Annotated in this window: 20 protein-coding genes; 11 read left to right on the plus strand and 9 right to left on the minus strand. The window is 63.5% G+C overall.

From position 1 onward, the window contains the following. Positions 1-165 precede the first annotated feature (165 nt). From RCH06_RS12195 to RCH06_RS12205, 3 genes are read right to left on the minus strand one after another with little or no spacing between them, the layout of a single operon-like run. Positions 166-639, minus strand: a complete 474-nt coding sequence (locus RCH06_RS12195) for a nuclear transport factor 2 family protein (RefSeq protein WP_327081738.1) — start codon at positions 637-639, stop codon at positions 166-168. Then, entirely contained in the window at positions 639-3023 is a 2385-nt protein-coding gene (locus RCH06_RS12200; protein ID WP_327081739.1) for an efflux RND transporter permease subunit, read from the minus strand. The genes RCH06_RS12195 and RCH06_RS12200 overlap by 1 nt, the downstream gene beginning before the upstream one ends. Beyond that, positions 3020-4054: a WD40/YVTN/BNR-like repeat-containing protein gene (locus tag RCH06_RS12205; protein WP_327081740.1), complete on the minus strand. Its 1035-nt coding sequence runs from the start codon at positions 4052-4054 to the stop codon at positions 3020-3022. Before RCH06_RS12205 ends, RCH06_RS12200 begins: the two co-directional genes overlap by 4 nt. A gap of 249 nt (positions 4055-4303) precedes the next feature. Here RCH06_RS12205 and RCH06_RS12210 point away from each other — a divergent pair, with 249 nt between their 5' ends. From RCH06_RS12210 to RCH06_RS12230, 5 genes are all read left to right on the plus strand, one after another. Then, positions 4304-5518 (plus strand): thiolase family protein, encoded by a 1215-nt coding sequence (locus RCH06_RS12210; protein ID WP_327081741.1) that lies wholly within the window; start codon positions 4304-4306, stop codon positions 5516-5518. A gap of 3 nt (positions 5519-5521) precedes the next feature. Beyond that, positions 5522-6478 carry an OB-fold domain-containing protein gene (locus RCH06_RS12215; RefSeq protein ID WP_327081742.1) on the plus strand — a complete coding sequence of 319 codons (957 nt, stop codon included), beginning with the start codon at positions 5522-5524 and terminating at the stop codon, positions 6476-6478. A 155-nt stretch (positions 6479-6633) separates the two neighbouring features. Then, a complete protein-coding gene (locus RCH06_RS12220; protein WP_327081743.1) occupies positions 6634-7485 on the plus strand; it encodes an SDR family NAD(P)-dependent oxidoreductase in 852 nt (283 codons plus the stop codon). Positions 7486-7527: 42 nt separating this feature from the next. After that, positions 7528-8724, plus strand: coding sequence for an MFS transporter (locus RCH06_RS12225; protein ID WP_327081744.1), 1197 nt, complete (start codon positions 7528-7530; stop codon positions 8722-8724). Between the two features lie 256 nt (positions 8725-8980). Next, positions 8981-9169, plus strand: a complete 189-nt coding sequence (locus RCH06_RS12230) for a hypothetical protein (RefSeq protein ID WP_327081745.1) — start codon at positions 8981-8983, stop codon at positions 9167-9169. A gap of 271 nt (positions 9170-9440) precedes the next feature. On the opposite strand, the gene dmpG is transcribed toward RCH06_RS12230, so the two are convergent. From dmpG to RCH06_RS12255, 5 genes are all read right to left on the minus strand, one after another. Continuing rightward, entirely contained in the window at positions 9441-10478 is a 1038-nt protein-coding gene (gene dmpG / locus RCH06_RS12235; RefSeq protein ID WP_327081746.1) for a 4-hydroxy-2-oxovalerate aldolase, read from the minus strand. Between the two features lie 28 nt (positions 10479-10506). Continuing rightward, complete coding sequence (locus RCH06_RS12240) at positions 10507-11454, minus strand: acetaldehyde dehydrogenase (acetylating) (RefSeq protein WP_327081747.1); 948 nt, start codon at positions 11452-11454, stop codon at positions 10507-10509. 12 nt (positions 11455-11466) lie between these two features. After that, complete coding sequence (locus RCH06_RS12245; RefSeq protein WP_327081758.1) at positions 11467-12258, minus strand: fumarylacetoacetate hydrolase family protein; 792 nt, start codon at positions 12256-12258, stop codon at positions 11467-11469. A gap of 3 nt (positions 12259-12261) precedes the next feature. Next, the gene (locus RCH06_RS12250; protein WP_327081748.1) at positions 12262-13101 is read right to left on the minus strand and encodes an alpha/beta fold hydrolase; all 840 of its coding nucleotides are present in this window, start codon (positions 13099-13101) and stop codon (positions 12262-12264) included. Between the two features lie 95 nt (positions 13102-13196). After that, positions 13197-14171: a flavin reductase gene (locus RCH06_RS12255; protein WP_327081749.1), complete on the minus strand. Its 975-nt coding sequence runs from the start codon at positions 14169-14171 to the stop codon at positions 13197-13199. Positions 14172-14397: 226 nt separating this feature from the next. On the opposite strand from RCH06_RS12255, the gene RCH06_RS12260 reads away from it, so the two are divergent. From RCH06_RS12260 to RCH06_RS12285, 6 genes are all read left to right on the plus strand, one after another. After that, positions 14398-15594 (plus strand): acyl-CoA dehydrogenase family protein, encoded by a 1197-nt coding sequence (locus RCH06_RS12260; protein ID WP_327081750.1) that lies wholly within the window; start codon positions 14398-14400, stop codon positions 15592-15594. 47 nt (positions 15595-15641) lie between these two features. Beyond that, the gene (locus RCH06_RS12265) at positions 15642-17393 is read left to right on the plus strand and encodes an FAD-binding protein (protein WP_327081751.1); all 1752 of its coding nucleotides are present in this window, start codon (positions 15642-15644) and stop codon (positions 17391-17393) included. Continuing rightward, positions 17390-19063, plus strand: coding sequence for an FAD-binding protein (locus RCH06_RS12270; protein ID WP_327081752.1), 1674 nt, complete (start codon positions 17390-17392; stop codon positions 19061-19063). The genes RCH06_RS12265 and RCH06_RS12270 overlap by 4 nt, the downstream gene beginning before the upstream one ends. A gap of 13 nt (positions 19064-19076) precedes the next feature. Beyond that, the gene (locus RCH06_RS12275; RefSeq protein WP_327081753.1) at positions 19077-19835 is read left to right on the plus strand and encodes an SDR family oxidoreductase; all 759 of its coding nucleotides are present in this window, start codon (positions 19077-19079) and stop codon (positions 19833-19835) included. A gap of 136 nt (positions 19836-19971) precedes the next feature. Further along, positions 19972-21018, plus strand: a complete 1047-nt coding sequence (locus RCH06_RS12280) for a ferredoxin--NADP reductase (RefSeq protein WP_327081754.1) — start codon at positions 19972-19974, stop codon at positions 21016-21018. A 6-nt stretch (positions 21019-21024) separates the two neighbouring features. Beyond that, positions 21025-22689, plus strand: a complete 1665-nt coding sequence (locus tag RCH06_RS12285) for a FadD3 family acyl-CoA ligase (protein WP_327081755.1) — start codon at positions 21025-21027, stop codon at positions 22687-22689. Between the two features lie 398 nt (positions 22690-23087). On the opposite strand, the gene RCH06_RS12290 is transcribed toward RCH06_RS12285, so the two are convergent. Next, positions 23088-23906 (minus strand): GIY-YIG nuclease family protein, encoded by an 819-nt coding sequence (locus RCH06_RS12290; RefSeq protein WP_327081756.1) that lies wholly within the window; start codon positions 23904-23906, stop codon positions 23088-23090. Positions 23907-24384: the final 478 nt, after the last annotated feature.

Here is a 24384-nt window from a genome sequence, read left to right on the forward strand (position 1 = left end):
CGGTAAGGGGTTGGGCGACTCAACAGGGCAGGGAATGACGCCACGCGCTTGAAATCAAGCTTAGGTTACTCACTTTTTAATAGCTGCTTGCGCCCGTTTTGCCTGCACAACAGACTGTTTTGGCTTAAAAACTTGCCCTGAAGCAGCCGACCGCACGATTTTTGCTCAACGCGCCGGGCCCAGCACCTGGCGGCTGCCAAATTCCAGCGTTACCGTCATGGCGCGGTGGGCAATGCGCCAGCCGCCCGGCGTGCGCGTCCAGCGATCCTGGTAATAACCCATACAGTCGTAAGTAAGCTCTTTTTTCTCGCCCATGCCCCGGTGGCTGGCGCGCACTTCAATGCGGCTGGTGACTTGCTCGCCTTCTACCCACACCTGCAAATTGCCCAGCAGGTGCTGGGTCGGGCCGCAGCCGCCCAGGTGGTTGCGCAGCATGTCCAGGATGGCGGGGCGATCTAGCAGGGCGCGACCGCCGTACGTGGCGCTGGCGTCGTCGCTGAAGACGTTGCCCATGCCGCCCCAGTCGCGCCCGTCGCACAGTAGCGCATAGGCAATCAATACCTGGTGCAGTTCGCGCTCCAGCAGCAGGCGCTCCAAGGGCAGCGCCTGCACCGGGTACGTCAGGCGCACGGCGTTCATCAAGACACCTTGTGCATGAGTGGGGTGTCAGCGCGCTTTTGCTTGTCGCCCACGCCCAGCCAGCAGGCCATAGCCGGCAGCAAGAACACCGCGCCCAGCATGTTGACCAGGAACATGAAGGCCAGCAAGATACCCATGTCAGCCTGGAATTTGAGCGCCGAAAACGCCCAGGTGCCCACGCCAATCGACATGGTGACGCCGGTGAACACGGCGGCCGTGCCGCGCTGGCGCAGCGCTTCGTAGAAGGCTTCGCGCAGCGACTTGCCGTTGTGCTCCATTTCGTGCTGCAGGCTCTCATAGAGATAAATGCCGTAGTCCACGCCCACGCCCACGCCCATGGCAATCACCGGCAGCGTCGCCACTTTCAGGCCAATGCCCAGCAGCGCCATCAGCGCGTTGCACAAAATGGACACCAGCGTCAGCGGCACGATGATGCACAGCACCGCGCGCCAGCTGCGGAAAGTCAGCCAGCACAGCAACGTGATGGCACCAAAAATGGACGCCAGCATTTGCACTTCGGCATGCTCTACCGCGTCGTTGGTGGCGACGGCCACGCCCGCGTTGCCGCCGGCCAGGCGGAACTTCAGGTTGGGGGTCTTGTCGGCGGCGATGAATTTTTCCACTTCGCCGACCACGTGCTTGAGGGTCGCGCCTTCGTGGTCTTTCAGGAACAGCTGCAGGTGAATCACATCGCAGTTGCCGGTGTTCAGGCCCAGCTCGGGGTTGGCCGCTTTGGCACCGGTGCGCAGTGCCGCTTCGGTGCGTTGTAGCGCGGCCCAGCGGGGATTGCCTTCGTTGTTGCCGCTGGCCGCCAGCTTGGCCAGACCGGCCACGGTGGTGACTGAGCGCACGCCGTCCACGCCGCGCATGGTCAGGTCAAAACGCTCGACGGCGTTCATCACCGGCCAGTTCAGGCAGGCTTCTGGCACGTTGGTGGTCTCGGCATAAACCGACAGCACGTCCATGCCAATGGCATAGCTGCTGATGATGCGGTCGTTGTCAAGGTTGTAGCGCGAGTCGGCGCGCAGCTCGGGCGCGCCGGCGCCGATGTCGCCGGTCAGCAGGTGGCGCGAGGTAATTGTGCCGCCGACCAGCAGCACCAGCGAAACCGCCAGTGTCACCAGCGCCGGGCCCGGCTTGGCCAGCACCGAGACGGCCCACCAGCGGTTATGCAGGCCGGTCACGCCATCGACGCGGCCCAGCGCTTTGGGCTCCAGCCGCAGGTGCGACAAGATCACCGGCAGCATCATCTTGTTGGTGATGATCATGAGCAGCACACCCAGGCAGGCGGTCAGGCCCAGTTCATGCACGATGGGAATGTCAATCAGCATGATGACCATGAAGCCCAGCGCATTGGTCAGCAGCGCCACGGTGCCGGGAATGGCGAGCTTGCGAAAGGCGCTTTCGGCGGCCAGCTCGGAGGTCATGCCGGCGCGCACGTCCTGCTTCCAGGCGTTGGTCATTTGCACCGCGTGCGACACGCCAATCGAAAACACCAAAAACGGCACCAGGATGGACATCGGGTCAATGCCAAAGCCGCCTATGGCCAGCAGGCCCAGCAGCCAGATTACCGGCAGCAGCGCCACGCCCAGCGCCAGCACTGTCAGGTTGACCGAGCGCGAATACAGCCACAGCAGCACGGCAGTAATGATGAAGGCCAGTCCAAAAAAGCCGATCACCGTGGTCAGCCCGTCCATCACGTCGCCCAGCACCTTGGCAAAGCCGACGATGTTGATTTCGATGTCTTTATTGCTGAACTTGGTGCGAATCAGCTCCAGCTTCTTGGCCACGTCGCTGTAGTCAAGGTGTTTGCCGGTCTGCGGGTCAATCTCCAGCAGGTCGGCGCGCACCATGGCGGACTTCACGTCGTTGCTGACCAGCCGGCCAATCTGCCCCGACTTGGAAACGTTGGAGCGCACCTGCGCCAGGCCTTCTTCATTGGGCGTGAAGCGGGACGGAATGATGACTTCGCCGACAAAGCCGTTCTCGGTCACCTCGATGTAGCGCACATTGGGCGTGAACAGCGAGAACACCTGGCCCCGGTTGACGCCGGGCGTAAAAAACACCTCGTCAGTGACGCTGCGCAAAGTGTCGAGAAACTCCTTGTTGTAGATGTCGCCCTGGCCCTTCCAGCGCACATTGATCAGCACCCGGTTGGCACCCGAAAAGGTGCTGGCGTGCTCCAGGAAGGCGGTCATGTACGCGTGGCGCAGCGGAATGAGCTTGTTGAAGCCGGCGTCCAGGTGCGTGCGCAGCGCCGAAGCACCGAGCAGCAGCGTGATCAGGGTGGTGACGATGGCAATCGTTTTGCGCCAGGCAATCAAGCCGTGGGCAAGGCGGGCAATCAGCGCTTCAACGCGTGATGCGGGCTGGGTCGGGTTCATTGTGCGGCTCCGGAAGAGGGGGTGGCGCTGGGCTGGGGCGCGGGTGTGGGCAGGGCCGGGGGAGCGGTCGCAGTTGCAGAAAACGCTTGCAGGCCGGCGTCGCTGGACAGCCAGCCCTGGCCGCCCGGCAACAGCAGCAGGTCGGTCAGGCTGGTGCGGCCCTTGGCGCGGCTCAAGGTGAAGTGGCGTCCGCCATCGCTACTGGTCGCCATCACGCTGCCCTGGCCGACCAGGATGATCTTGCCGTCAGGCGTGACGGCATGGCTGTAAAAAGACGCTTGCACCGGCATCTCGGAGCGGCTCCACGGCCCCAGGTCACCGCTACTCTGAAAAATGTTACCGCGCATGCCATAGGCCAGCCAGCCGCCATCGGGCAGCGCCAAGGCGTTGTACAGCGAGCCGTTGTAGAACGGGTCAATCAGGCTCCAGCTCTGGCCGGCGTCGCCCGAGTGCAGCACCAGGCCGCGTTCGCCGACGATGAGCCAGCGCTGGCCGTCGCTTGACCCGACGATGCGGTTCATGTGCTTGTCTTCGACGCTGGCGGGCAGGGCCAGAGGCGTCCAGTGCGCGCCCTCGTCGTCCGAGCGCAGCGCCTTGCCAAAAGCCCCCACGGCAATCCAGGCACCCGACGGCAGGCGCGCCACGCTCATCAGCGGTTCGCCGTTTTTTTCCTCGAAAGCGATTTCCTTCCAGCTCAGGCCGCCATCGGTGGTACGCAAAATCCAGCCTTCGTGGCCCACCGCCATGCCGTGCAGGCCGTCAGGTGCAAAGCTGATCTGGTTGATCAGTGCCTGGCGGTCGTTGGACACCTTGGCGCGCGTCCAGTCCTTGCCCTGGTCGGTGGAATACAGCAGGTTGCCCAGCTCGCCACCCGTCACAAGGCCGGCTTTGGAGGCCACCAGCGTATTGAGCTGCATCCGGTCCACGGCCAGCCGGGTGGCCGCCAGCGGGGGGGTTGCGCGTGGGGCAAAGGCTTGCGCCGCGCCCAGCGCCATCAGGACTGCCACGGTTATGCCGACAGGTGTTCGCACTATGTTGTCTCCTTGGATTCAATGCGCGCCGCCGCTGGATGCGGGCGCGCTGCAGGGGACGATTCTTCGCAATGGGGCAGATCAGTCATCGTCCGAAAGGACGACAGCGGCGCGGCCAGCGGGTAAACCCTGAGTCGGTGGGTGGCTGCTATCGCCCGGTTTGCCATGCGAAATAGTCTTGTTGGACGATGGATGACCCGGCGCGGCTGCCCACAATGCAAGCTACCGACATATTCACCGAAGGAACCCATGGGACTCACAGGACAGGCGTCGCTGGTTGGCGCCGCGCAATACAAGCCAGAGAAATACTCTACCGCACCGCAGATGTTTCATCTGGAGCAGGTGGCCGACCTGGCCACGCAGGCGCTGGAGGATGCCGGCCTGTCGCTGGCCGACGTGGACGGGCTGATCACCGTCGGGCCGCAGTTCCATGAGGCCGGCATGTTCGTGCCGGCGATGGCCGGCGAATACCTGGGCGTGCCGCTGAACTTTGCCGAGGTGGTCGACCTGGGCGGCGCCAGTTCGGTCGGTGCCGTTTGGCGCGCGGCCATGGCCATTGAGATGGGCATGTGCGACACGGTGGTGTGCGTGATTCCGTCACGCATGGCGCCCACTGCGCCCAACGACAACCACATGGCCGAGGTGATGAAGGCGTCGCGCTTTGGTGGCCACAGCACGCGTTTTGGCGCGCCTGAGGCCGAGATGGATTTGCCCTACGGCCACATGGCGCAAAACACCGGCTACGCCATGATTGCACAGCGCTACGCTGCCATCCACGGCTACGACGCCGCCGCCCTGGCGCGCATTGCCGTCGACCAGCGCTTCAACGCCTGTCACAACCCCAACGCCATGTTCTACGGCCAGCCGATCACCGTCGAGGACGTGCTGGCATCGCGCATGGTGGCCGAGCCGCTGCGCATGCTGGAAATCGTCATGCCGGTGGCCGGCGGCGGTGCCGTGGTCGTCACGCGCGACGACAAGGCCAAAAAAGGCCGGCATCGCGGCGTGAAAGTGATTGGCTGCGGCGAGCATGTGCAAACCAAGTCGCCCACCTACGCGGCCGACATGCTGGCCACGCCGATTGGCCCGGCTTCGCGCCGCGCCTTTGCCATGGCGGGCTTGACGCCCGCCGACATGCACATGGCGCAAATCTACGACTGCTACACCATCACCGTGCTGCTGACGCTGGAAGACGCCGGCTTTTGCGCCAAGGGCGAGGGCATGCAGTTTTTGCGCGAACACGATTTCACATTCAAGGGCGACTTTCCAATGAACACCCATGGCGGACAACTCAGCTTTGGCCAGACCGGCAGCTCCGGCGGCATGACGCAGGTTATTGAGGCCATGCACCAGATCCAGGGCCGCGCGGGTGAGCGCCAAGTGGCGCGCCACGACATGGCCTATGTTTCTGGCACCGGCGGTGTCATGAGCGAGCAGGGTGCCTTGATTTTGAAAGGAGCCTGAGTCATGAGCTGGAACAAACCCCTGCCCCAACCGACGACTATTTCCGCCCCGTTCTGGGACGGTCTGAAAGCGCATGAAGTGCGCATCCAGCAGTGCGACCACGGTCACTGGCTGTTCTTTCCGCGCACGCATTGCCCGACCTGCGGCTCGCGCGATTTGACCTGGAAAACTGTGTCTGGCGAAGGCACGCTCTACACCTTCACCGTGGCGCGCGTACCGACACTGCCCGAGTTCAGCGACGAGATGCCGCAGTTGCTGGCCGTGGTTGCGCTCGATCAAGGCGTCCACATCAACACGACGATGGTCGGCGTGCAGCCAGAAGACCTGCGTGTTGGCCAGCGCGTGCGCCCGGTGTTTGACGAGCGGCCCGGCAGCGCCACGCTGCTGCGCTTTACGCCGGTTGAGTCGGCACATGCCAATGTCATCACCGGTGAAAAACCAGCGGAAACCGAAACCGAAACCGAAACCGCACCGGGAGCGGCAACCGAAGCGCCCAAACGCCAGGTCAGCTGCAAGGACATCGACGCCATGCGCTCGCTGGTGTCCGAGGAGTTCTCGGCCTGGTCCAACCAGTTTGAAGTCACGCAAGCGCTGATCAACCAGTTTGCCGCGCTGTCGGGCGACGATTACTGGATTCACACCGACCCCGAAAAGGCGCGTGCGCAAAGCCCGTTTAGCACCACCATTGCCCACGGCTCGCTGGTGCAGGTGCTGACCAGCCAGCTGAAGATGCCGATGGACTTTGAGGTGACGGATTTCGTCAACATCGTCAACTACGGCTCGGACCGCCTGCGCTTTGCCACGCCGGTGCCGTCGGGCTGCCGCATTCATGGGCGCTACCGCATCAAGTCGGTCGAGCAGCTCAAGCGCGGCGTGCAGGTGGTGATGGAAATCAACATCCACTGCGTTGGCCAGGATCGGCCTTCGGTCATCAACGACCTGGTGATGCTCTATATGTGACACGCGGCACGGCCTGGGGCGTTGCCGCCGGCTTGACCTGGCCTGCGCGCCTTTGGCCTGCGTTCCCGCTTTGCACTTCGCGCCTTTTGCCACCGCACGCCGTGCGGAGGCCGCTTTGGCTTGCCAGCACGGCGCTTCTTTCAAGGAGTTTTCTCATGTCCGATACGCTGAAAAACAAAGTCGCCATCATTACCGGTGCCAGCCGGGGCATTGGTGCGGCGATTGCCGAGCGCTTTGCGGCCGAAGGCGCGAAGGTGGTCATCACCGCCCGCACGCTGGAGGCCGATGGCAAGCTGCCCGGATCGCTGCGGGAAACCGCCGAGCGCATCCGCGCGCGGGGCGGCGAATGCCATTGCGTGCAGGCCGACCTGAGCAACCCGGTAGACCGCGCGCGCATCGTTCCAGAAGCGGTGGCGCACTTTGGCGGCGTCGATATTCTGGTCAACAACGCCGCCTGGGCACGCTTCAAACCCACGCGTGAGCAGTTGCCGCGCTACACCCGACTGGCGTTTGAGATCAATTATTTTGCGCCGCTGGAGCTGTCGCAGCAGGCGATTGAAAGCATGGTCGAGCGCGGTGGCGGCTGGATACTCAACCTTTCCAGCACCACCGTGCTGCACCCCGACCCGGCACCTTACGACCCCAAAAACCGCTCTTACCAGTTCCACCAGAACACCTCGCCCACGTTGTATGGCTCGACCAAGGCGGCGCTGGAGCGCACGTCGGCCGGCATGGCCGCCGAGCTGGCGCCGGTGAATATTGCCGTCAACACGCTGGCACCGGTCGAGGCCGTGGCCAGTGCGGGCGCGCTGAAAACCGGCGCCATCGATGCCGTCGCGCACATGGAGCCTGAAGAAGCGATGGCCGAGGCTGCGCTGCAACTGTGCTCGCGCCCGCAGGCACAGCTCTCGGGCCGCTGCGTCTTGAGTCTGCCGCTGCTGCGCGAGTTGGGGGTGACGGTGCACACGCTGGATGGCAGCCAGCCGCTGCCTGACTACGCTTTTTAAACCCAGGCTGGCCCTGAACGCCGGCCAGCCGGAGACTGTTTCATGCACCCCACCGCACTGCGTGACCGCACGCTGATCGCCTTCATGCTGTCGGCCAGCCTGGCCTCGACCATTGGCGGGCTGCCGTTCAACCTGCTTCCGGTGATGCTGGGCAGCATGGCCGACTCGTTCGGGCTGGACGCACGCGCCGCCGGGCTGATGGGCTCGGTCTGCTTTGCCGGCTACCTGGTCGGCACGCTGGGCGCGCCGCTGTGGATGAACCGGCTCAACTGGCGCGTGCTGACGGTGGTCAGCACGGCGGGCACCGCGCTGTTTTTTGCGCTCAGCGTCGGGGTCAGCAGCGTGTCGGTGCTGTATGGCATGTGGGCGCTGATCGGCTTTTTTGCCTCGACCATGACCTGCCTGGGCATGCGCATTTTGTCGGACCTGCCCAACAAGGTGCGCGCCTTTGGTGTGCGCCAGGGCGTCGAGCTGTCGGTGACGGCGCTGGTGCTGTTTGCGCTGCCGCCATTGGTGATTGCACATTTCAAATACCCCGGCGCGGCGCTGGCGCTGGCCGGTGTGGTGGCGCTGCTGGGCTTGTCGGCGCTGTGGGTGCCGCATGGCCCGCCCAGCGCCGGGGCGGCAGCGGTGCAGGGCGCGCCTGTGGCTGCCACCGGACACCGCGCATTGCCCGCAGCTTCGTGGCGGGCACTTGCCCTGTTCTTTTTATTTCTGGTCGGCAACATTGGCCTGTGGGCGTTCCTGGAGCGCATCGGCGCGTCGCTCAAGGTCAGCCCGACCGAAATGGGCATTGTCTTTGCGTTGCTCAAGCTGCTGGGAGGCGTGGCCGCCTTCAGCGTGGCGGCGCTGGGCGAGCGCCTGTCACCGCTGCGCGCCGCCTTGCTGGTGCTGACAGTCATTGGTGCAGGGCTGGCGCTTCTGGCCAGCGCCAGCACCACCGGGTTTGTCGGCTTTGCGCTGGGCGCGTGGGTTTGGGAATTTGCCTTCACCTGCGGCTGCGTGTTCCAGACGGCCGCCATTGCGCGCAGTGACCCGAGCGGCCGCGCCGTGACCTTGGTGCCGGGTGCTTTTGCGCTGAGCTCGATGGCCGGGCCCGGCCTGGCCGGCCAGATCGTCGCGGGCGGCAGCTTTGGCGGCTTGCTGGTGTTTGCACTGGCTTCTTCAGTCGTGCCGGTGCTGGCCGTCTGGCTGTGGCGTCCGCTGGCGACCGCTGACGCACACGTCGCCAAGCCCTGAAAAAACCGCTTGGCAGGTGCTGGGTGGCGGCAGCGCCAGCAATCATGGGGTTAACCAGAGCAGCACTGTCACCAAACTTGAAAAAGTAAAGCGTTTCAAGGAAAACCCTTAGTTCAAACGGGTGATGTTGCACGGTTTCATTGATTTGATACTTGCGCCATGGCCCCGCAACAAGCGGGGCCTGCCGAGAAAAAACAGAGTTCCCCAGGAACCACAGGGGCTGAAAAGCCTGTTCATTGAAACCAGGAGACACACCATGAAAAGCCGCCGTTCACGCTGGATTCTTGCCGCTACCGTTGCCATTGCCCTGGGCACTTCGCTGATGAGCCTGCCGTCGCTGACGCCCCTGGCTTTTTCAAGCAGCGCCTCCCAAACTGCCGACAGCGCAGGCGCTCCCCCTGCGGGCACGTCATGGCAAATGGCCATGACCTCCAACCGCTGGTAAGACGCAGTAGCCTCAAATGCGGGCGCAGCCGCCCCGGTCTGGCCTTTTTAGCGATGTTTTTCCTTGAAATATAGTAAAAACAGCCGCTGGCGCATGCTGGACGGGCGCTGACAGCTATCAAAAGCATAGTATTTATTCAGTGCCATGCGCACGTAAAAAAAGGAGGCCAGCGCCTCCTTTTTTCATTTCAGCCCCGTGCTGTTGCCGTTTTTGCCTGGCCCCGGTTAAGAGGGCGCAGGCACCACGGCAAGCCGGGCAATGCTGTGCGGCTTCAGGCGGCGGCCCGCTCCCGGCGCTCGCGCGCCATCGTCATGGCCGTATCTTCAATCATGTCTTCCTGGCCGCCGACCATGCCGCGCCGGCCCATCTCGACCAGAATGTCGCGCGCCGGCACGCCGTATTTTTTCTCGGCGCGCTTGGCAAACAGCAGGAAGCTGCCGTAGACGCCGGCGTAACCCAGCGTCAGCGCATCGCGGTCGATGCGGATCGGGAAATCCATCATCGGCACTACCAGGTCTTCGGCCACGTCCTGAATCTTGAACACATCGACGCCGGTCTCGATGCCCATCAGCGAGCACACGGCCACCAGCACTTCCATCGGGGTGTTGCCTGCGCCCGCGCCCAGGCCGGCGGCGGCTGCGTCGATGCGATTGGCACCGCATTCAATGGCGGTGATGGAGTTGGCCACGCCCATCGCCAGGTTGTGGTGGGCGTGAAAGCCCAGCTCGGTCTCTGGCTTGAGGGCAGCGCGCACGGCGCTCAGTTTTTCCTTCACGTCGCCCGGCAGCATGTGGCCGGCCGAGTCGGTCACATAGATGCAGTTGGCGCCATAGCCTTCCATCAGCAGTGCCTGGCTCACCAGCTTGTCGGCGCTGGCCATGTGCGCCATCATCAAAAAGCCGACGGTGTCCATGCCCAGCGCGCGCGCCTTGCTGATGTGCTGCTCGCTGACATCGGCTTCGGTGCAGTGCGTGGCCACGCGGATGGTGCTCACGCCCAGGTCCCGGGCCATCAGCAGGTGGTCCACGGTGCCGATGCCGGGAATCAGCAGCGCTGATACCTTGGCGCGCTTCATCAGCGGAACTACCGCGCTCAAATATTCCTCGTCGGTATGCGCCGGAAAGCCGTAGTTGACCGAGCTGCCGCCCAGGCCGTCGCCGTGGGTGACTTCGATCAGCGGCACGCCGGCGTCGTCCAGGCCGCAGGCGATGCCCTTCATTTCAGCCAGCGTCATCAGGTGGCGCTTGGGGTGCATGCCGTCGCGCAGCGTCATGTCGTGGACGGTGATTTTTTTGCCTTGCAAATTCATGGGGTGGCTCCTTGGGGGTTCAGGCGGTTCAGGCGGTGGCCAGGGCGGCAGGCGCAGCGCTGGCGGGCGTGGGGGTCAGCACCAGCGTGCCGGCGAGGATTTCCTCGGCAAACATCTCGGCGGTGCGGGCGGCGGCGGCGGTCATGATGTCCAGGTTGCCGGCGTACTTGGGCAGGTAGTCGCCCAGGCCCTCGACTTCCAGAAACACCGACACACGCTTGCCGTCAAACACCGGGCCGTTAACCAGGCGGTAGCCGGGCACGTACTTTTGCACTTCCTTGATCATGTCGTGGATCGACTGCGTGATGGCGTCCTGGTCGGGCTCGGCTTCCAACAGGCAATGCACGGTGTCGCGCATCATCATCGGTGGCTCGGCCGGGTTGATGATGATGATGGCCTTGCCCTTTTTGGCACCGCCCACTTTTTCAACCGCGCCGGCGGTGGTGCGGGTGAACTCGTCAATGTTCTTGCGCGTGCCGGGGCCGACTGATTTGGACGACACCGTGGCGACGATTTCGCCGTACGCTACGGCCTGCACGCGGCTCACGGCTGCGACCATCGGAATCGTCGCCTGGCCGCCGCAGGTGACCATGTTGACGTTCATCTCGCGCTGGCCGACATGCTGCTTGAGGTTCACTGGCGGCACGCAAAACGGGCCAATGGCCGCCGGTGTCAGGTCGATCATCATCGCGCCTTGTTCATTGACTTTGCGTGAGTTTTCGGCATGCACATAGGCGCTGGTGGCGTCAAAGACGATTTGCACGCCGTCGGCTTTCATGTGCGGAATCAAGCCGTCAACGCCGTCCGAGGTGGTCTTGATGCCCATTTCACGGGCGCGCTTCAGGCCGTCGGAGTCGGGGTCGATGCCGACCATCCAGACCGGCTCTAACACCAGGCTGCGCTGCAGCTTGGCCAGCAGGTCGGTGCCGATGTTGCCCGGCCCGATCAGGGCGCACTTGATTTTCTTTGAGGTCATTGAAGGGTTTTCTTAGTCTGAAAAAGCAATCGAGCAGCCGCCCAGGCCTTCGATCTGCAGGGTGAAACGGTCGCCGGCCACCGCTGGCACCAGCGGCGCCAAAGAGCCCGACAGGATCAGCTCGCCGGCCTTGAAGGGTATGCCAAACGCACCCAGCGTGTTCGCCAGCCAGGCCACCGCCTCAGCCGGGTGGCCCTGCACGGCAGCGCCCAGGCCGGAGCCGGCGGGCGCATCGTTCTTCCACATTTGCATGGAAGCTGCCGCCAAATCGAGCGCGCGCGGGTCGGTGTGCTGCGTGCCGACGACAAACACGCCGCAGGAGGCGTTGTCGGCCACGGTGTCCTGAATCTTGATCTTCCAGTCGTCGATGCGTGAATCGACAATCTCGAAGCAGGGCGCGACCCATTCGGTCGCCGCCAGCACATCTTCACGCGTCACGCCCGGGCCTTGCAGGTCGGACTTGAGCATAAAGGCGATTTCGCCCTCGGCGCGTGGCTGGATCAGACCCGATTTTTTCAGCGACACGGTCGCGCCGTCGGCACACTGCATGGTGTCGGTCAAAAAGCCGAAGTCGGGCTGGAACACGCCCAGCATGTCCTGCACCGGCTTGGACGTGACTCCGATTTTCTTGCCGATGACGCGCTCGCCAGCCGCTTCGCGCCGTGCCAGAAAGCGCAGCGAGATGCGATAGGCGTCGTCCACGCTGATGTCGGGGTGGCGGCTGGTGAATGGCGTCAGCGTGCGGCGCTCGCGCAAGGCGTCGAACAGCTCGTCGCCCAGCGCTTCAATGGTGGTAGCGTCCATCATTTAGCCGTTCTGCAAAAAGTCGATGCAGCTGCGGTTGAACAGCTCGCGGTGTTCGACCTGCACCCAGTGGCCGCACTGGTTGACCAGCACCATGCGCGCCTGCGGACAGTTGTCCATCAGCTTCATGGTGCCGCTGGCCGGGTTGAACTGGTCGTTCACGCCCCAAAAGCCAAACACCGGGCAGCGCAATTCGTGCAGCTGCTCGGTCATGTTGGGCACTTTCAGGATTGAGCGGGCGGCCTGCGTCTGCGTGGCGGCAATCGGCGCGCGCTCGTTGATGATTTCATCGGTCAGCAAGCTGGGGTCGAACAGCTGCATGGTCATGACGGCGCGCATCGCCTCGGCGCCGGTCTTGCCCGATTTGTAGATGGCGAACATGTTGGCAATGCCGGGCATCGCCAGGTACGTGTCGAGGTCTTCGACGCCGCCGGGGGCCATCAAGATCAGCCGCGCCACGTCGTCGGGGTAGGCCAGCGCATAGCCCAACGCCACCGCGCCGCCCAGCGAGTTGCCCAGCAGCGTGACGTTCTTCAAGCCCAGGCCATCGACCAGCCCCTTGATGCCGGCAATGAACAGGTCCAGGTCGTACTGCGGCAGGTCGGGCTTGCTCGACAGGCCATAGCCAATCAAATCGGGCACGATGGCGCGGTAGCCGGCCTGGGCAAATTCAGGGTAATTGCCCTTGAAGTTGCTGTAGCCACTGGCACCGCCGCCTGCGCCGTGCAGGAAGATGACGGCTTCGCCTTCGCCTTGCTCGTGGTAGTGGATGCGCGTCGGCAAGCCGGCGACTTCGCCAATGTCGAGGTACTTGCCTTCTGGAATGGAGTAGGTGGTTTGCATGGAATGTGGGTAAAAAAAGAAAGGAAAAAAGGGGGCGCAGCGTGGGGCAGGGCTGCGGCGCGCTGCCGTGGCCAACCCACGGCGGCTGCGTCGCTTCAGATGGGCTGCGTCCAGAGCTTGGGCAGGCCGGGGTCGGTTGCCAAAATCGCCTGCTTGAGCAGGTTGCGCAGCGCGGCCGATTCCAGCTCGCCCATGCGGCCCACCAGATCGGCCTCAACCGCCTTGGCGGCGGCCAGTACGTGCAAGATCGCGTCTTCGCCCGCCGGACTCAGGCGCAGGCCTTGCGCGCCGGTTTCCTGCAGCAAGCCGCGCTGCACCAGCGATGCCAGCGCAGCAGCGCCCAGGTCTACGCCGGTGTAGGCAATGTGGGCGGCGATTTCTTCAGCACCCAGCGGCTGGCGCACGCTGAGCAGCGAGAGCACGAAAAAGTCGGTGTCCGACAGATGGCGCTGCTGCAATGTGCTGCGAATGCCATGCACAAACTGAAAGTGGGCGCGGCCAAACAGGTAGCCCAGCAGGTTTTCAGAGTACGACGCGCCTTCCAGCTGCGCCAGCGGCTCGGTCGACACGGGCGCTGCCTTGCGCGACGCCAGCGCATAGCCGCCCGTCACGTAAAGCAATGGCGGCAGGGCGCAGCTGTCGTACTTCACGACTTCGCCGACAAAGATGGTGTGGTCGCCGCCCTCGTACTTGAAGGCGCTTTTGCACTGAAAGCGCGCGCTGCAGCCGGGCAGCAGCGGCGCGCCGCTGGCCTGTGCGTCCAGCGCCAGGCCGGTGAACTTGTCTTCACTGGGGCGGGCAAAGCGGTTCGACAGCGCCTCCTGCTCGTTCGACAAAATATGCACGTTCCAAAATTCGCTGCCGCTGAAAACCGGCAGGCTGCGCGCGTTGTTGGCCAGGCTCCACAGCACCATCGGCGGCTCCAGCGAGACCGAGTTGAAGCTGTTGGCCGTGATGCCGACCGGCGTGCCGTCAGCCGCGTTCGTGGTCACGATGGTGACGCCGGTGGCGAAATTGCCGAGCGCGCGGCGAAAGTCTTTGGGGTCAAAGGGCGGGGCGGGTTGGTCCATATGTGTGTCTCCTGATGCCTGGACGCCTAGCTTGCCGCCAGCCAGGACGGGTTGAATCCCTCACACGGACTAGGCCAGGCGCCGGCCCTTGGTCACTGGTTTGCTTTTAGTCTGATTGGACGATGAATGCGCTGGCGGCGGGTGGGAATATGCGTGCATCGCAAGGCATTCTCCTTGCGGATTAACCCCTTGCGCCGCACAGGCCCAGCCTTTCGGAGACGACACCATGAACCCCGTGAAAGACGACTACCTCACCCCTGAAGCCCTTGAATTGATCGCGCGTGCCCGCGCCATGGCACCGCGCCTGGCCGAACGTGCCCGCGCCGCCGAGGACGCCGGCCTGGTGCCGCGCGTCACCATCGACGAGATGCAGGAGGCGGGTTTTTTCAAGGTGCTGCAACCCAAGCGCTGGGGCGGCTACGAGATGGACCCGCGCGTGTTTTATGAAGTGCAAATGGCGCTGGCAGAAGGCTGCATGGCGACGGCCTGGATCTACGGCGTAGTCGGCGTTCACAACTGGCAAATTCCGCTGTTCCACGAGCAGGCACAAATCGATGTCTGGGGCAAAGACCCGACCACGCTGACGGCTTCGACCTACATGCCCACCGGCAAGGCCGAGCCGGTCGAGGGCGGATACAACTTCAGCGGACGCTGGAGCTGGAGCAGCGGCTCGCAGCACTGCGAATGGATTTTGCTGGGCGGCCTGCTGCCCAAGAAAGACGGCTCGGGCGCGCTGGAGCACTGCACCTTCTTGCTGCCCAAGGCGGACTTTGAAATCGTCAACAACTTTGACGTGCTGGGCCTGCGCGCCACCGGCAGCCACGACATTCAGGTGACCAATGCCTTCGTGCCCACGCACCGCACGCACCGCACCAACGACCACAGCGACGAAGGCTGCCTGGGCCGCGCCACCAACCCCGGCTGGCTCTACCGCATTCCGTTTACCCAGGTGTTCCAGCGCGCCGTGTCCACCGCCTGCATTGGCGCGACCGATGGTGCCATCGAGAGCTTTCGCACGCGGGCTGCCAGCTTTGTCGGCAAGCACGGTGCCAAGACCGCCGAGGACGTCAACGCCCAGCTGGCGGTGAGCGAAGCCATGATGACCACCGACCAGCTCAAGCTGGTGCTGCACCGCAACTTCCAGCGCATCGTTGATTGCGCCAAGAGCGGCGAAAAGATGCCGGTCGAAGAGCGCCTGATGCAGCGTGCCCAGTCATCGCAGGTGCCCAAGCTGTGCGCCGAGGCGGTCAACGAGATCATGCGCGCCTGCGCGGCAGGTGGCGTGTTCAAGACCAACCCGATCGAGCGCACCTTCCGTGACCTGCATGTGGCGCGCGGCCACATTGCCAACAACACCGATACCTACGCCCGCAGCCACGGCGCGGTGATGCTGGGCCTGCCCAACGCCGACGCTTTCGTCTGACCCGGGCTTAACGCATGACAACAGGAGACGGCGTGCAAGATCAAAACTTGACAGACAACCAAGCGTTCGACGTGATCGTCGTCGGCTCCGGTGCCGGCGCGCTGCTGGCCGCCATCCGTGCCAGCGACGCCGGGCTCAAAGCCCTGGTGGTCGAAAAAACGGCGCTGGCCGGTGGCACCTCGGCCATTTCGGGCGGCGGCATCTGGATTCCGGACAACCACGACATGCCCAAAGCCGGCCTGCGCGACAGCCTGGACGTGGCCTTTGGCTATGTCAAGGCCTGCGCCAAGGGGCTGGCCAGCGACGACCGCGTGCTGGCCTATGTCGAGACGGCGCGCCACATGGCGCGCTACCTGACTGAAATTGGCGTGCCTTACCGCTGCATGCCGCATTACTCGGATTACTACCCGCATGTGCAAGGCTCGCTGCCCGGCGGCCGCACGATGGACCCGATTGATTTCAACGCCGCCAAGCTCGGGCTTGAAGGCCTGGCGCTGATGCGCCCGACCAATCCGGGGCAGCTGATTTTTGGCCGCATGAACATCAACGCCTTTCAGGCGCGCACCATGCTGGCCCGCGAGAAAAAGGCCAAGTGGATGCTGATGGGCATCATGGCGCGCTACTTTCTGGACTACCCGTGGCGACGCAAAAGCCGGCGCGACCGCCGCCTGACCGGCGGCCAGGCGCTGGTCGGCGGGCTGCTGACGGCGCTGCGTAAACGCAACATTGCGCTGTCGCTGAACACACCGATGGAATCGCTGATCACCGAAGGCGGGCGCGTCACCGGCGTGGTGGTCAAAAAAGACGGCCAGACACTGCGTCTGCAGGCGCGCAAAGGCGTGATTTTGGGCGCGGGCGGCTTTGAGCGCAACCAGGAAATGCGCGACCAATATTTGCCCAAACCGACCCAGCAGGGCTGGACGGCCACACCGCCGGACGCCAACACCGGCGACACCATTCGCGCCGGCGCGGCCGTAGGCGGCCAGCTGCACCTGATGGCGCACACCTGGGGCGTGCCGACGATGGAAGTGCCCAAGGAAGAGAAATTTCGCCCCGTGTTTGTCGAGCGCTCGCTGCCCGGCTGCATGGTGGTCAATGCGCGCGGCGAGCGCTTTTTGAACGAATCCGGCCCGTACCCTGAATTTCAGCAAGCCATGTTTGCCAACCACGCCAAAACCGGCGGCGGCATTCCGGCCTGGATTGTGTTTGACGCCACTTTCCGCGCCAATTACCCGATTGGTCCGCTCATGCCCGGCTCCGCCGTGCCCGACAGCCGGATGCGCAAGAGCTGGCTCAACACGGTGTACTGGAAAGGCGAGACGCTCGAAGAACTGGCGGGCCATATCGGTGTGGACGCTGCCGGCCTGAAGGCCAGCGCCGCCCGCATGACCGACTTTGCCCGCACCGGAAAAGACCTGGAGTTTGACCGGGGCGGCAACGTGTTTGACCGCTACTACGGCGACGTGAACGTGTCGCCCAACCCCAACCTGGCACCGATTGCCAAAGGCCCGTTCTATGCCATGAAGCTGTACCCCGGCGACATTGGCACCAAGGGCGGCCTGCTGACTGACCGTGATGCGCGCGTGCTCGACGGTGCCGGCAAGGTGATTGAAGGCCTGTACTGCATCGGCAACAACTCGGCTTCGGTGATGGGCCCCGCCTATCCCGGCGCGGGTTCGACGCTCGGCCCGGCCATGACCTTTGGCTACCGCGCGATTGCTGCCATGCAAGGTAAGCCGATTGCCCTGGAGCGCACCGACCTGCTGGCCCCCGCCTGGCAACTGGAAGCCGTGGCATGAGCAAAGGCAAGCGGCCCACTACCGTCACGCCGATTGCGCCAGCGCTGGAAGTCGACGACGCCAGCGCCGTCGACTGGAGTGACAGCGCCGACGTGGTGGTGGTCGGCTGGGGTGCTGCCGGTGCTTGTGCGGCCATTGAGGCGCGCAGTGCGGGCGCTTCGGTGCGGGTGATTGACCGCTTCGAGGGCGGCGGTGCCAGCGCGCTGTCAGGCGGCGTGGTGTATGCCGGCGGCGGCACGCCTTATCAAACGCAAGCGGGCTTTAAAGACACGCCGGACGCCATGGCCGACTACCTGCGCCATGAGGTCAACGGCGTGGTCAGCGACACCACCCTGCAAAAATTCTGCGACGACAGCGTCGCCAACCTGGCCTGGCTGGAAGCGCAGGGCGCGCGCTTTGCCGCGACGATGCCCGACCACAAAACCTCGTACCCGCCCGAGGGCAAGTTTTTGTATTACTCCGGCAACGAAGTGGTGCCGGTTTGCCGGGGCGAGCGCGGTGCGCCTGCGCCGCGCGGCCACCGCGCCGTGGCCAAGGGCCAGTCGGGCGCGACGTTGTATGCCGCGCTGCGTGACGCCACGCTGCGCGCTGGCGCGGTGGCCATCACTCAGGCCAGCGTGCGCCGGCTGGTTCGCCAGCGCAGCGCCGACAGCCAACCGGGCGCGGTGCTGGGTGTTGAAATCTGGGAATTGCCACCGGGCGATCCCGCCACGCTGCGCCATGCCGCGCTGAACCGTCAGGTGGCGCGCTGGCGCACCTTCAGGCCGGGCAAAGCCGCCGCCTGCCGGGTCGAGGCGGCGCAAATCGAACAACAAGCCGCCCAACCGCGCTTTATCCGCGCCCTGCGCGGCGTCGTGCTGTCCACGGGCGGCTTCATCTACAACCCCGAGCTGGTCAAGGCAAACGCACCGCACACCCGGCGCGGCTGGCCGATTGGCGGCGCGGGCTGCGACGGCAGCGGCTTGCGTCTGGGCCAGAGCGCCGGCGCGGCGACGCAGGCGCTGAACAATGTGTCGGCCTGGCGCTTCATCACGCCGCCATCGGTCTGGCCCAAGGGCGTGGTCGTCAACGCCGCTGGCGAACGCTTTTGCAACGAACAGGTCTACGGCGCGACGCTGGGCCATGAACTGGTGGACAAGCATGGCGGGCGCGGCTGGCTGGTGCTGGACGGCAAGCTGCGCAAGCAGGCGATGCGCCAGTGTTTGTTTGGCGGTCTCTGGGCGTTTCAGTCGCTGCCGGCGCTGGCCATGATGCTGTTCAGCGCCAAAAAAGCCGCCACGCCTGAGGCACTGGCGGCGCGCATTCAGGCTGACCCGGTCACGCTGCGCGCCAGCCTGGACAGTGCCAGCGCCGCAGCGCGCGGCGAACACCACGACGCCTTTGGCAAGTCGCCCGACATGCGCCACGACCTGGGGCGCGGGCCGTATTACGCGCTCGACATTTCCATCGGCTCGCCAACCTTTCCGCTGGCGGTGCTGACGCTGGGCGGCCTGGTGCTGGACGAGAGCAACGGCCAGGTGCTGGACGCCGCCGGCCAGCGCATCGGTGGTTTGTTTGCTGCGGGCCGCGCCGCCATCGGCCTGCCGTCGTCGCGTTATATCAGCGGCCTGTCGCTGGCCGACTGTGTGTTTTCCGGCAGGCGCGCTGGCCGCGCTGCCATGGCTGCATAAAAAAGGAATCAAGATGGGACGAGTACAAGACAAAGTGGCGCTGGTCACCGGCGGCGCCAGCGGCGTGGGCCGTGAAACCGTCAAGCTGCTGCTGCAAGAGGGCGCTTTCGTCGCCATCAGCGACATCAACGCTGAGGCCGGCCAGGCCTTGGCCGACGAATGCGGCGAGCGCGCTTTATTTGTGCGCCACGACGTGGCCAGCGAAGCCGACTGGAGCGCCGCCATCGCCAGCGTGCAGCAGCGCTTTGGCCCGCTCGACATCCTCATCAACAACGCCGGCATTTTGATTCCGGACAGCATTGAAACCGCCACGCTGGCGCAGTTTCGCCAGCTGATGCAGGTCAACGCTGACTCGTGCTTTCTGGGTTGCCAGCAGGGCGTGGCGGCCATGAAGGAGCGCGGCGGCAGCATTGTGAATATGGCGTCGGTGTCGTCCTGGTTGCCTATCGAAGGCTACGCCGGCTACAGCGCCAGCAAGGCCGCCGTCGGTGCGCTGACCCGCGCCACCGCGCTGTATTGCCGCAACAACGGCCACCCGGTGCGCGTCAATTCGCTGCACCCTGACGGCATCTACACGCCCATGATGCAGGCCTCCGCACCCGGCGTGCCGGCCAAGTTCTTGCTGTTTGACGCCAAAAACAACCGCAAAGGCCGCGCCGCCTTGCCCGAGCACATTGCCAAGGTGTTGCTGTTCCTGGCGTCCGATGATTCGCAGGCCATCAGCGGTGCAGAGATTCGCGCCGACAGTGCCATTCTGGGCATGGGGCTGTGAGCGCAAGCGCTTGGATGGCCAGATTGCCCGTAATCCCTTCATTTTTAATGCCAAAACTGCCTCTTGCGCACGCCAGCCGTGCGCTGACAGCTATTATTTTCATAGTGCCTGAGCGCTTGCTGAAAAGGAGTTCATGATGAGCCGATACCATGCGCTGCGCGTGCGCGCGGTGGTGGACGAGACGCACGACACCAAGTCGCTGGTGTTTGACGTGCCGCCCGCGCTGGCCGACGCCTTTGCTTACCAGCCGGGCCAGTTTTTGACGCTGCGACTTGGCATTGAGGGCCGCCATGTGCCGCGCTGCTATTCCATGTCAAGCGCACCCGGCGTGGACGACGCGCCGCGCGTCACCGTCAAGCGTGTGCGGGACGGGCGCGGCTCGAACTGGGTTTGCGACCACGTCAAGGCCGGCGATATTATCGAGGTGATGCCGCCGTCAGGCGTGTTCCACCCGCGCACGCTGGGCGGCGACTTTTTGCTGCTGGCCGGCGGCAGCGGCATCACGCCGGTGTTTGCCATCCTGCGCTCGGTGCTGGCCAAAGGCACGGGCCGCATCACCCTGCTGTACGCCAATCGCGACGAAAAGTCGGTCATCTTCAAGAACGAACTCAAGGCGCTGGCCGAGGCCTACCCGGCGCGGCTCAGCGTGATCCACTGGCTGGACTCGGTGCAGGGCGTGCCGTCGGTGGCGCAGCTGGCCGAATTGGCGCGGCATCACTGCGCCGCACAAGCCTTCATTTGCGGCCCCGGCCCTTACATGGATGCCGCCGTGGCAGCGCTGCAGGCGATTGAAATGCCGTCCGAGCGCATCCATGTCGAGCGCTTTGCTTCCCTGCCCGACGAGGAAACCCTGGCCGCTGCCAACGCCGTCGCCCAAGCCGCGCCGCCGCTGCCCGGTGCCGTGGACCAAGCCGTGGTCGAGGTGCTGCTCAATGGCGAAACCCACACGCTGCATTGCAGCGGCAACGAAACGCTGCTCGAAGCCGCCCTTAAGGCCGGCCTGAACGCGCCGTTTTCCTGCCAGGCCGGCATGTGCGCCTCGTGCATGTGTCAGGTTGTCGAAGGCAGCGTGCACCTGCGGCACAACGACGTGCTGGACAAAAAAGACCTTGCCAAGGCCTGGACGCTGGCCTGCCAGGCCGTGCCGACCAGCGAGCGGCTGCGCATCAAATTTCCGGAGTAAACCCCCATGAGCCTGCTTTTTGAAGCGCCTGTCCGCGCTGTTTCCGAGTCGTCGTCCTGGGCGCTCGCGCCCGATTTGCCAGAGACGCTGCCGGCGCTGATTCGCCAGTCGGCGGCCAAGTTTTCAGGACAATCGGCCATCGTCGATGGTGCAGTCACCATCAGCTACGCCGATTTGCTGGTGCGCAGCCAGGCCGTGGCGCGCTCGCTGATCGCGCTGGGCGTGCAGGCCGGCGACCGCGTGGCCGTCTGGGCACCCAACCTGCACGAGTGGATTCTGGCCGCCTGCGGCATTCATGCGGCCGGCGCGGTGCTGGTGCCGCTGAACACCCGCATGAAGGGCGGCGAGGCGGCTGACATTTTGGCGCGCAGCGGCACCAAGGTGCTGTTTTGTATTGGCGACTTTTTGGGTCAGTACTACCCGGCGCTGCTCGAAGGCCAGCGCCCGGCCACACTGCAGCACATCGTGGTGCTGCGCGACGGTTTTCAGGCCGACACCAGCCCGCCTGGCGACATGGCGTGGCGCTATTTCATGGGCCTGGGCTGCGCCGTGTCGCCCGCGCAGGTGCTGGCGCGCGAGCAGGCGCTCAGCGCGGACAGCACGGCTGATTTGATGTTCACCTCGGGCACCACGGGCCGGCCCAAGGGCGTGATGTCGGCGCACGGCCCGACCATCCGCGCGTTCAGCACCTGGAGCCGCGTCGTCGGGCTGGAGCCGGGCGACCGCTACCTCATCGTCAACCCGTTTTTTCATTCCTTCGGCTACAAGGCCGGCTGGGTGGCCGCCTTCATCCAGGGCGCGACGGTGTATCCCGAGCAAGTGTTTGACGCCGACAAGGTGCTGACGCGCATCGCACACGACCGCATCAGCTTCATGCCCGGCCCGCCGACGCTATTTTTGACCATGCTGGCGCACCCGCGCCTGCAGGACTTTGACATTGCTTCGCTGCGCGTGGCCGTGACCGGCGCGGCCACCGTGCCGCCGGTGCTGATCACCCGGATGCGCGAAGAACTCGGCATCACCAACGTCACCACCGCCTACGGCCTGACCGAATGCGGCGGCTGCGCCACGATTTGCGACCCCGGCGACAGCGCCGAAACCGTCGCCGGCACCTGCGGCCGCGCCATGCCCGGCACCGAAGTGCGCTGCATTGACGAAGCTGGCCAGCCCGTGCCCACCGGCCAGCCCGGCGAAGTGCTGCTGCGCGGCTACCACGTCATGCAAGGCTATTTCGACGACGAAGCCGCCACGCGCGAAGCCATCGACCTTGATGGCTGGCTGCACACCGGCGATGTCGGCGTGCTGGACGAACGCGGCTACCTGCGCATCACCGACCGCCTGAAAGACATGTTCATCGTCGGCGGCTTCAACTGCTACCCGGCCGAAATTGAACGCCAGCTGGCCGACCACCCGGCGATTGCCCAGGTCGCCGTGGTCGGCGTGCCCGACGAGCGCATGGGCGAAGTCGGCTGCGCCTGCGTGGTGCGCCGCGCCGGCAGCGAACTGACACCCGAAGCCCTGATTGCCTGGGCGCGCGCCAACATGGCGAACTACAAAGTGCCCCGCCATGTGCTGTGGTTTGACGCCTTTCCGGTGAATGCGTCGAACAAGGTGCTCAAGCGCGAGCTGGCGCAGCTGGCGGTGGGGCGGTTGGGGATCTCCAAGGGATGAGCCGGGGGTTTTTGGCTTCGCCCGGCGGTTTTTGGCCAAATGAGGCTCTGGCGAAAGCAGTACGGGCGCTATTCGCTATTGAATTTGTAGTTCGATCAGATTTTCAAGATGGCTTGAAATTCTTGGTGGCGCTCGGCCCAAGCGGGGCCGAGTTTGAACCCGCTTCACTCAGAAAATCACCAGCGCTTGTCCACCTGACCTTGCACTCCTCGGCGCATCCAGAACGGGGCGGTGAATGAAGGCGAGAACGGCCTCAATGCCGTCTTTCGGGGTGGTTGCCGGGAATTACTGCTTGGCAGCTCATGAGAGTATTGCTGGACGGCAACGTTATAAACATACGACCGAGATTTTTTTAATCCCAATTGGGTATCTTTGTGAAGGCGTTTGACGGTACACGCTCACAGAATCAGGAATTGATTTTTTATGCTGTGAAAAGCATTGCAAGCCTGCTCGAACTCAATCCTGAACCATTCACCACGACGCTCTTGAGCGATGTTAGCAAGCCGGTCCAGAAGTTCTTTCTCTGCAGTTCTTCTATACGCGGCCCACTTTACTTTTGAAAGACTAAACCTTGAAAGTGGATCAGCCACGTTATACATCTCGAGCCGCAATTCGAAATCCACGGTCATTCCACCTTTTACCCAGCCATGAAACAAAGGATGCGACACCAAGTAAATAAAGCCTTCTTGAATCGATGTCTGCTCGCCTCGTTGGCGTATTTCAGCACCATGCTGCAGACGAATTTTTTGCAAAGCAATTTTTGCGATTTGAAGGTCATCACTTGCGGAAAGAATCGCAGGGACTTTGGTTGATGATTGAATCGGGTCTGCAATGATCCCCTTGGCAGCAATCGGAGAATTAAAAGTCTTGCTGGATACATTGGATTCGATAAGGTTGGGAGTTTGAAAAGAGGCAAGTAGCCTTCGCCTATCGGCACTGGCTTGTTCCTCTTTGACTAACTGCCGGCGAACTGATCCAGTAATGCTTCTCGCTTGCTTTTCATCCTTCCCGTACTTCTGCATTACCTCATTCACGCTTGAAAGAACTTGAGTTTTTTTAAAGGCCGCAATTTCTTTCGATATGATTTTCGACCTTTGTTCTTTGGCTTTGAGCTCAATTGGCCTGGCGAACCTGTTCTGTATCTGCGTCCAAACACCGTTATCCGTCTTGGGAGGACGTCGTTTTTTTGTGGAAAAGATGGAAGGTTGTTTTGCCATGAATACCACTATATATGGTGGTGGTTAGCGTTAGGCCACCAGCAACGTTACGGCTACTATTTGCAAGTAGCTTCAAATACTGAATGCTTCCGTTCAGTCTGAAGCGGGCTTTGAAGTCTTCAATTCGAATGCCGATTTCTTGGCCGTTAGCCGATATTCAAACCGAAACCCGTCCAACGTTTGGTTTTTTTCGGCGGTTTGTCTTCTGCATTCCTGCTGCCACCCGTTCTGGCTGGGTTTTACCCTTCCGGCACAGCTTGGCCGCAGCGCAGGCTGCCAGAAAGCCTGTGCATCTTTATTTATCAGACAAAAAGGCTCTATGCGCATTTACTACTTGCGTAAGCAGCTATCGTTTAAGTAGCAAAACAACCCCCTCAACGCCCGGCAGTTTCAAGTCCAAGCGCAACACAGGGATCATTGAATAGTAGCGGGCGAGGGGTGGTAGTTGAGCAACAAATTGCGGTAGACCTCAAGGGGC

The organism is Polaromonas sp. CG_9.5 (assembly GCF_035984465.1).
Taxonomy (GTDB): Bacteria; Pseudomonadota; Gammaproteobacteria; order Burkholderiales; family Burkholderiaceae_C; genus Polaromonas.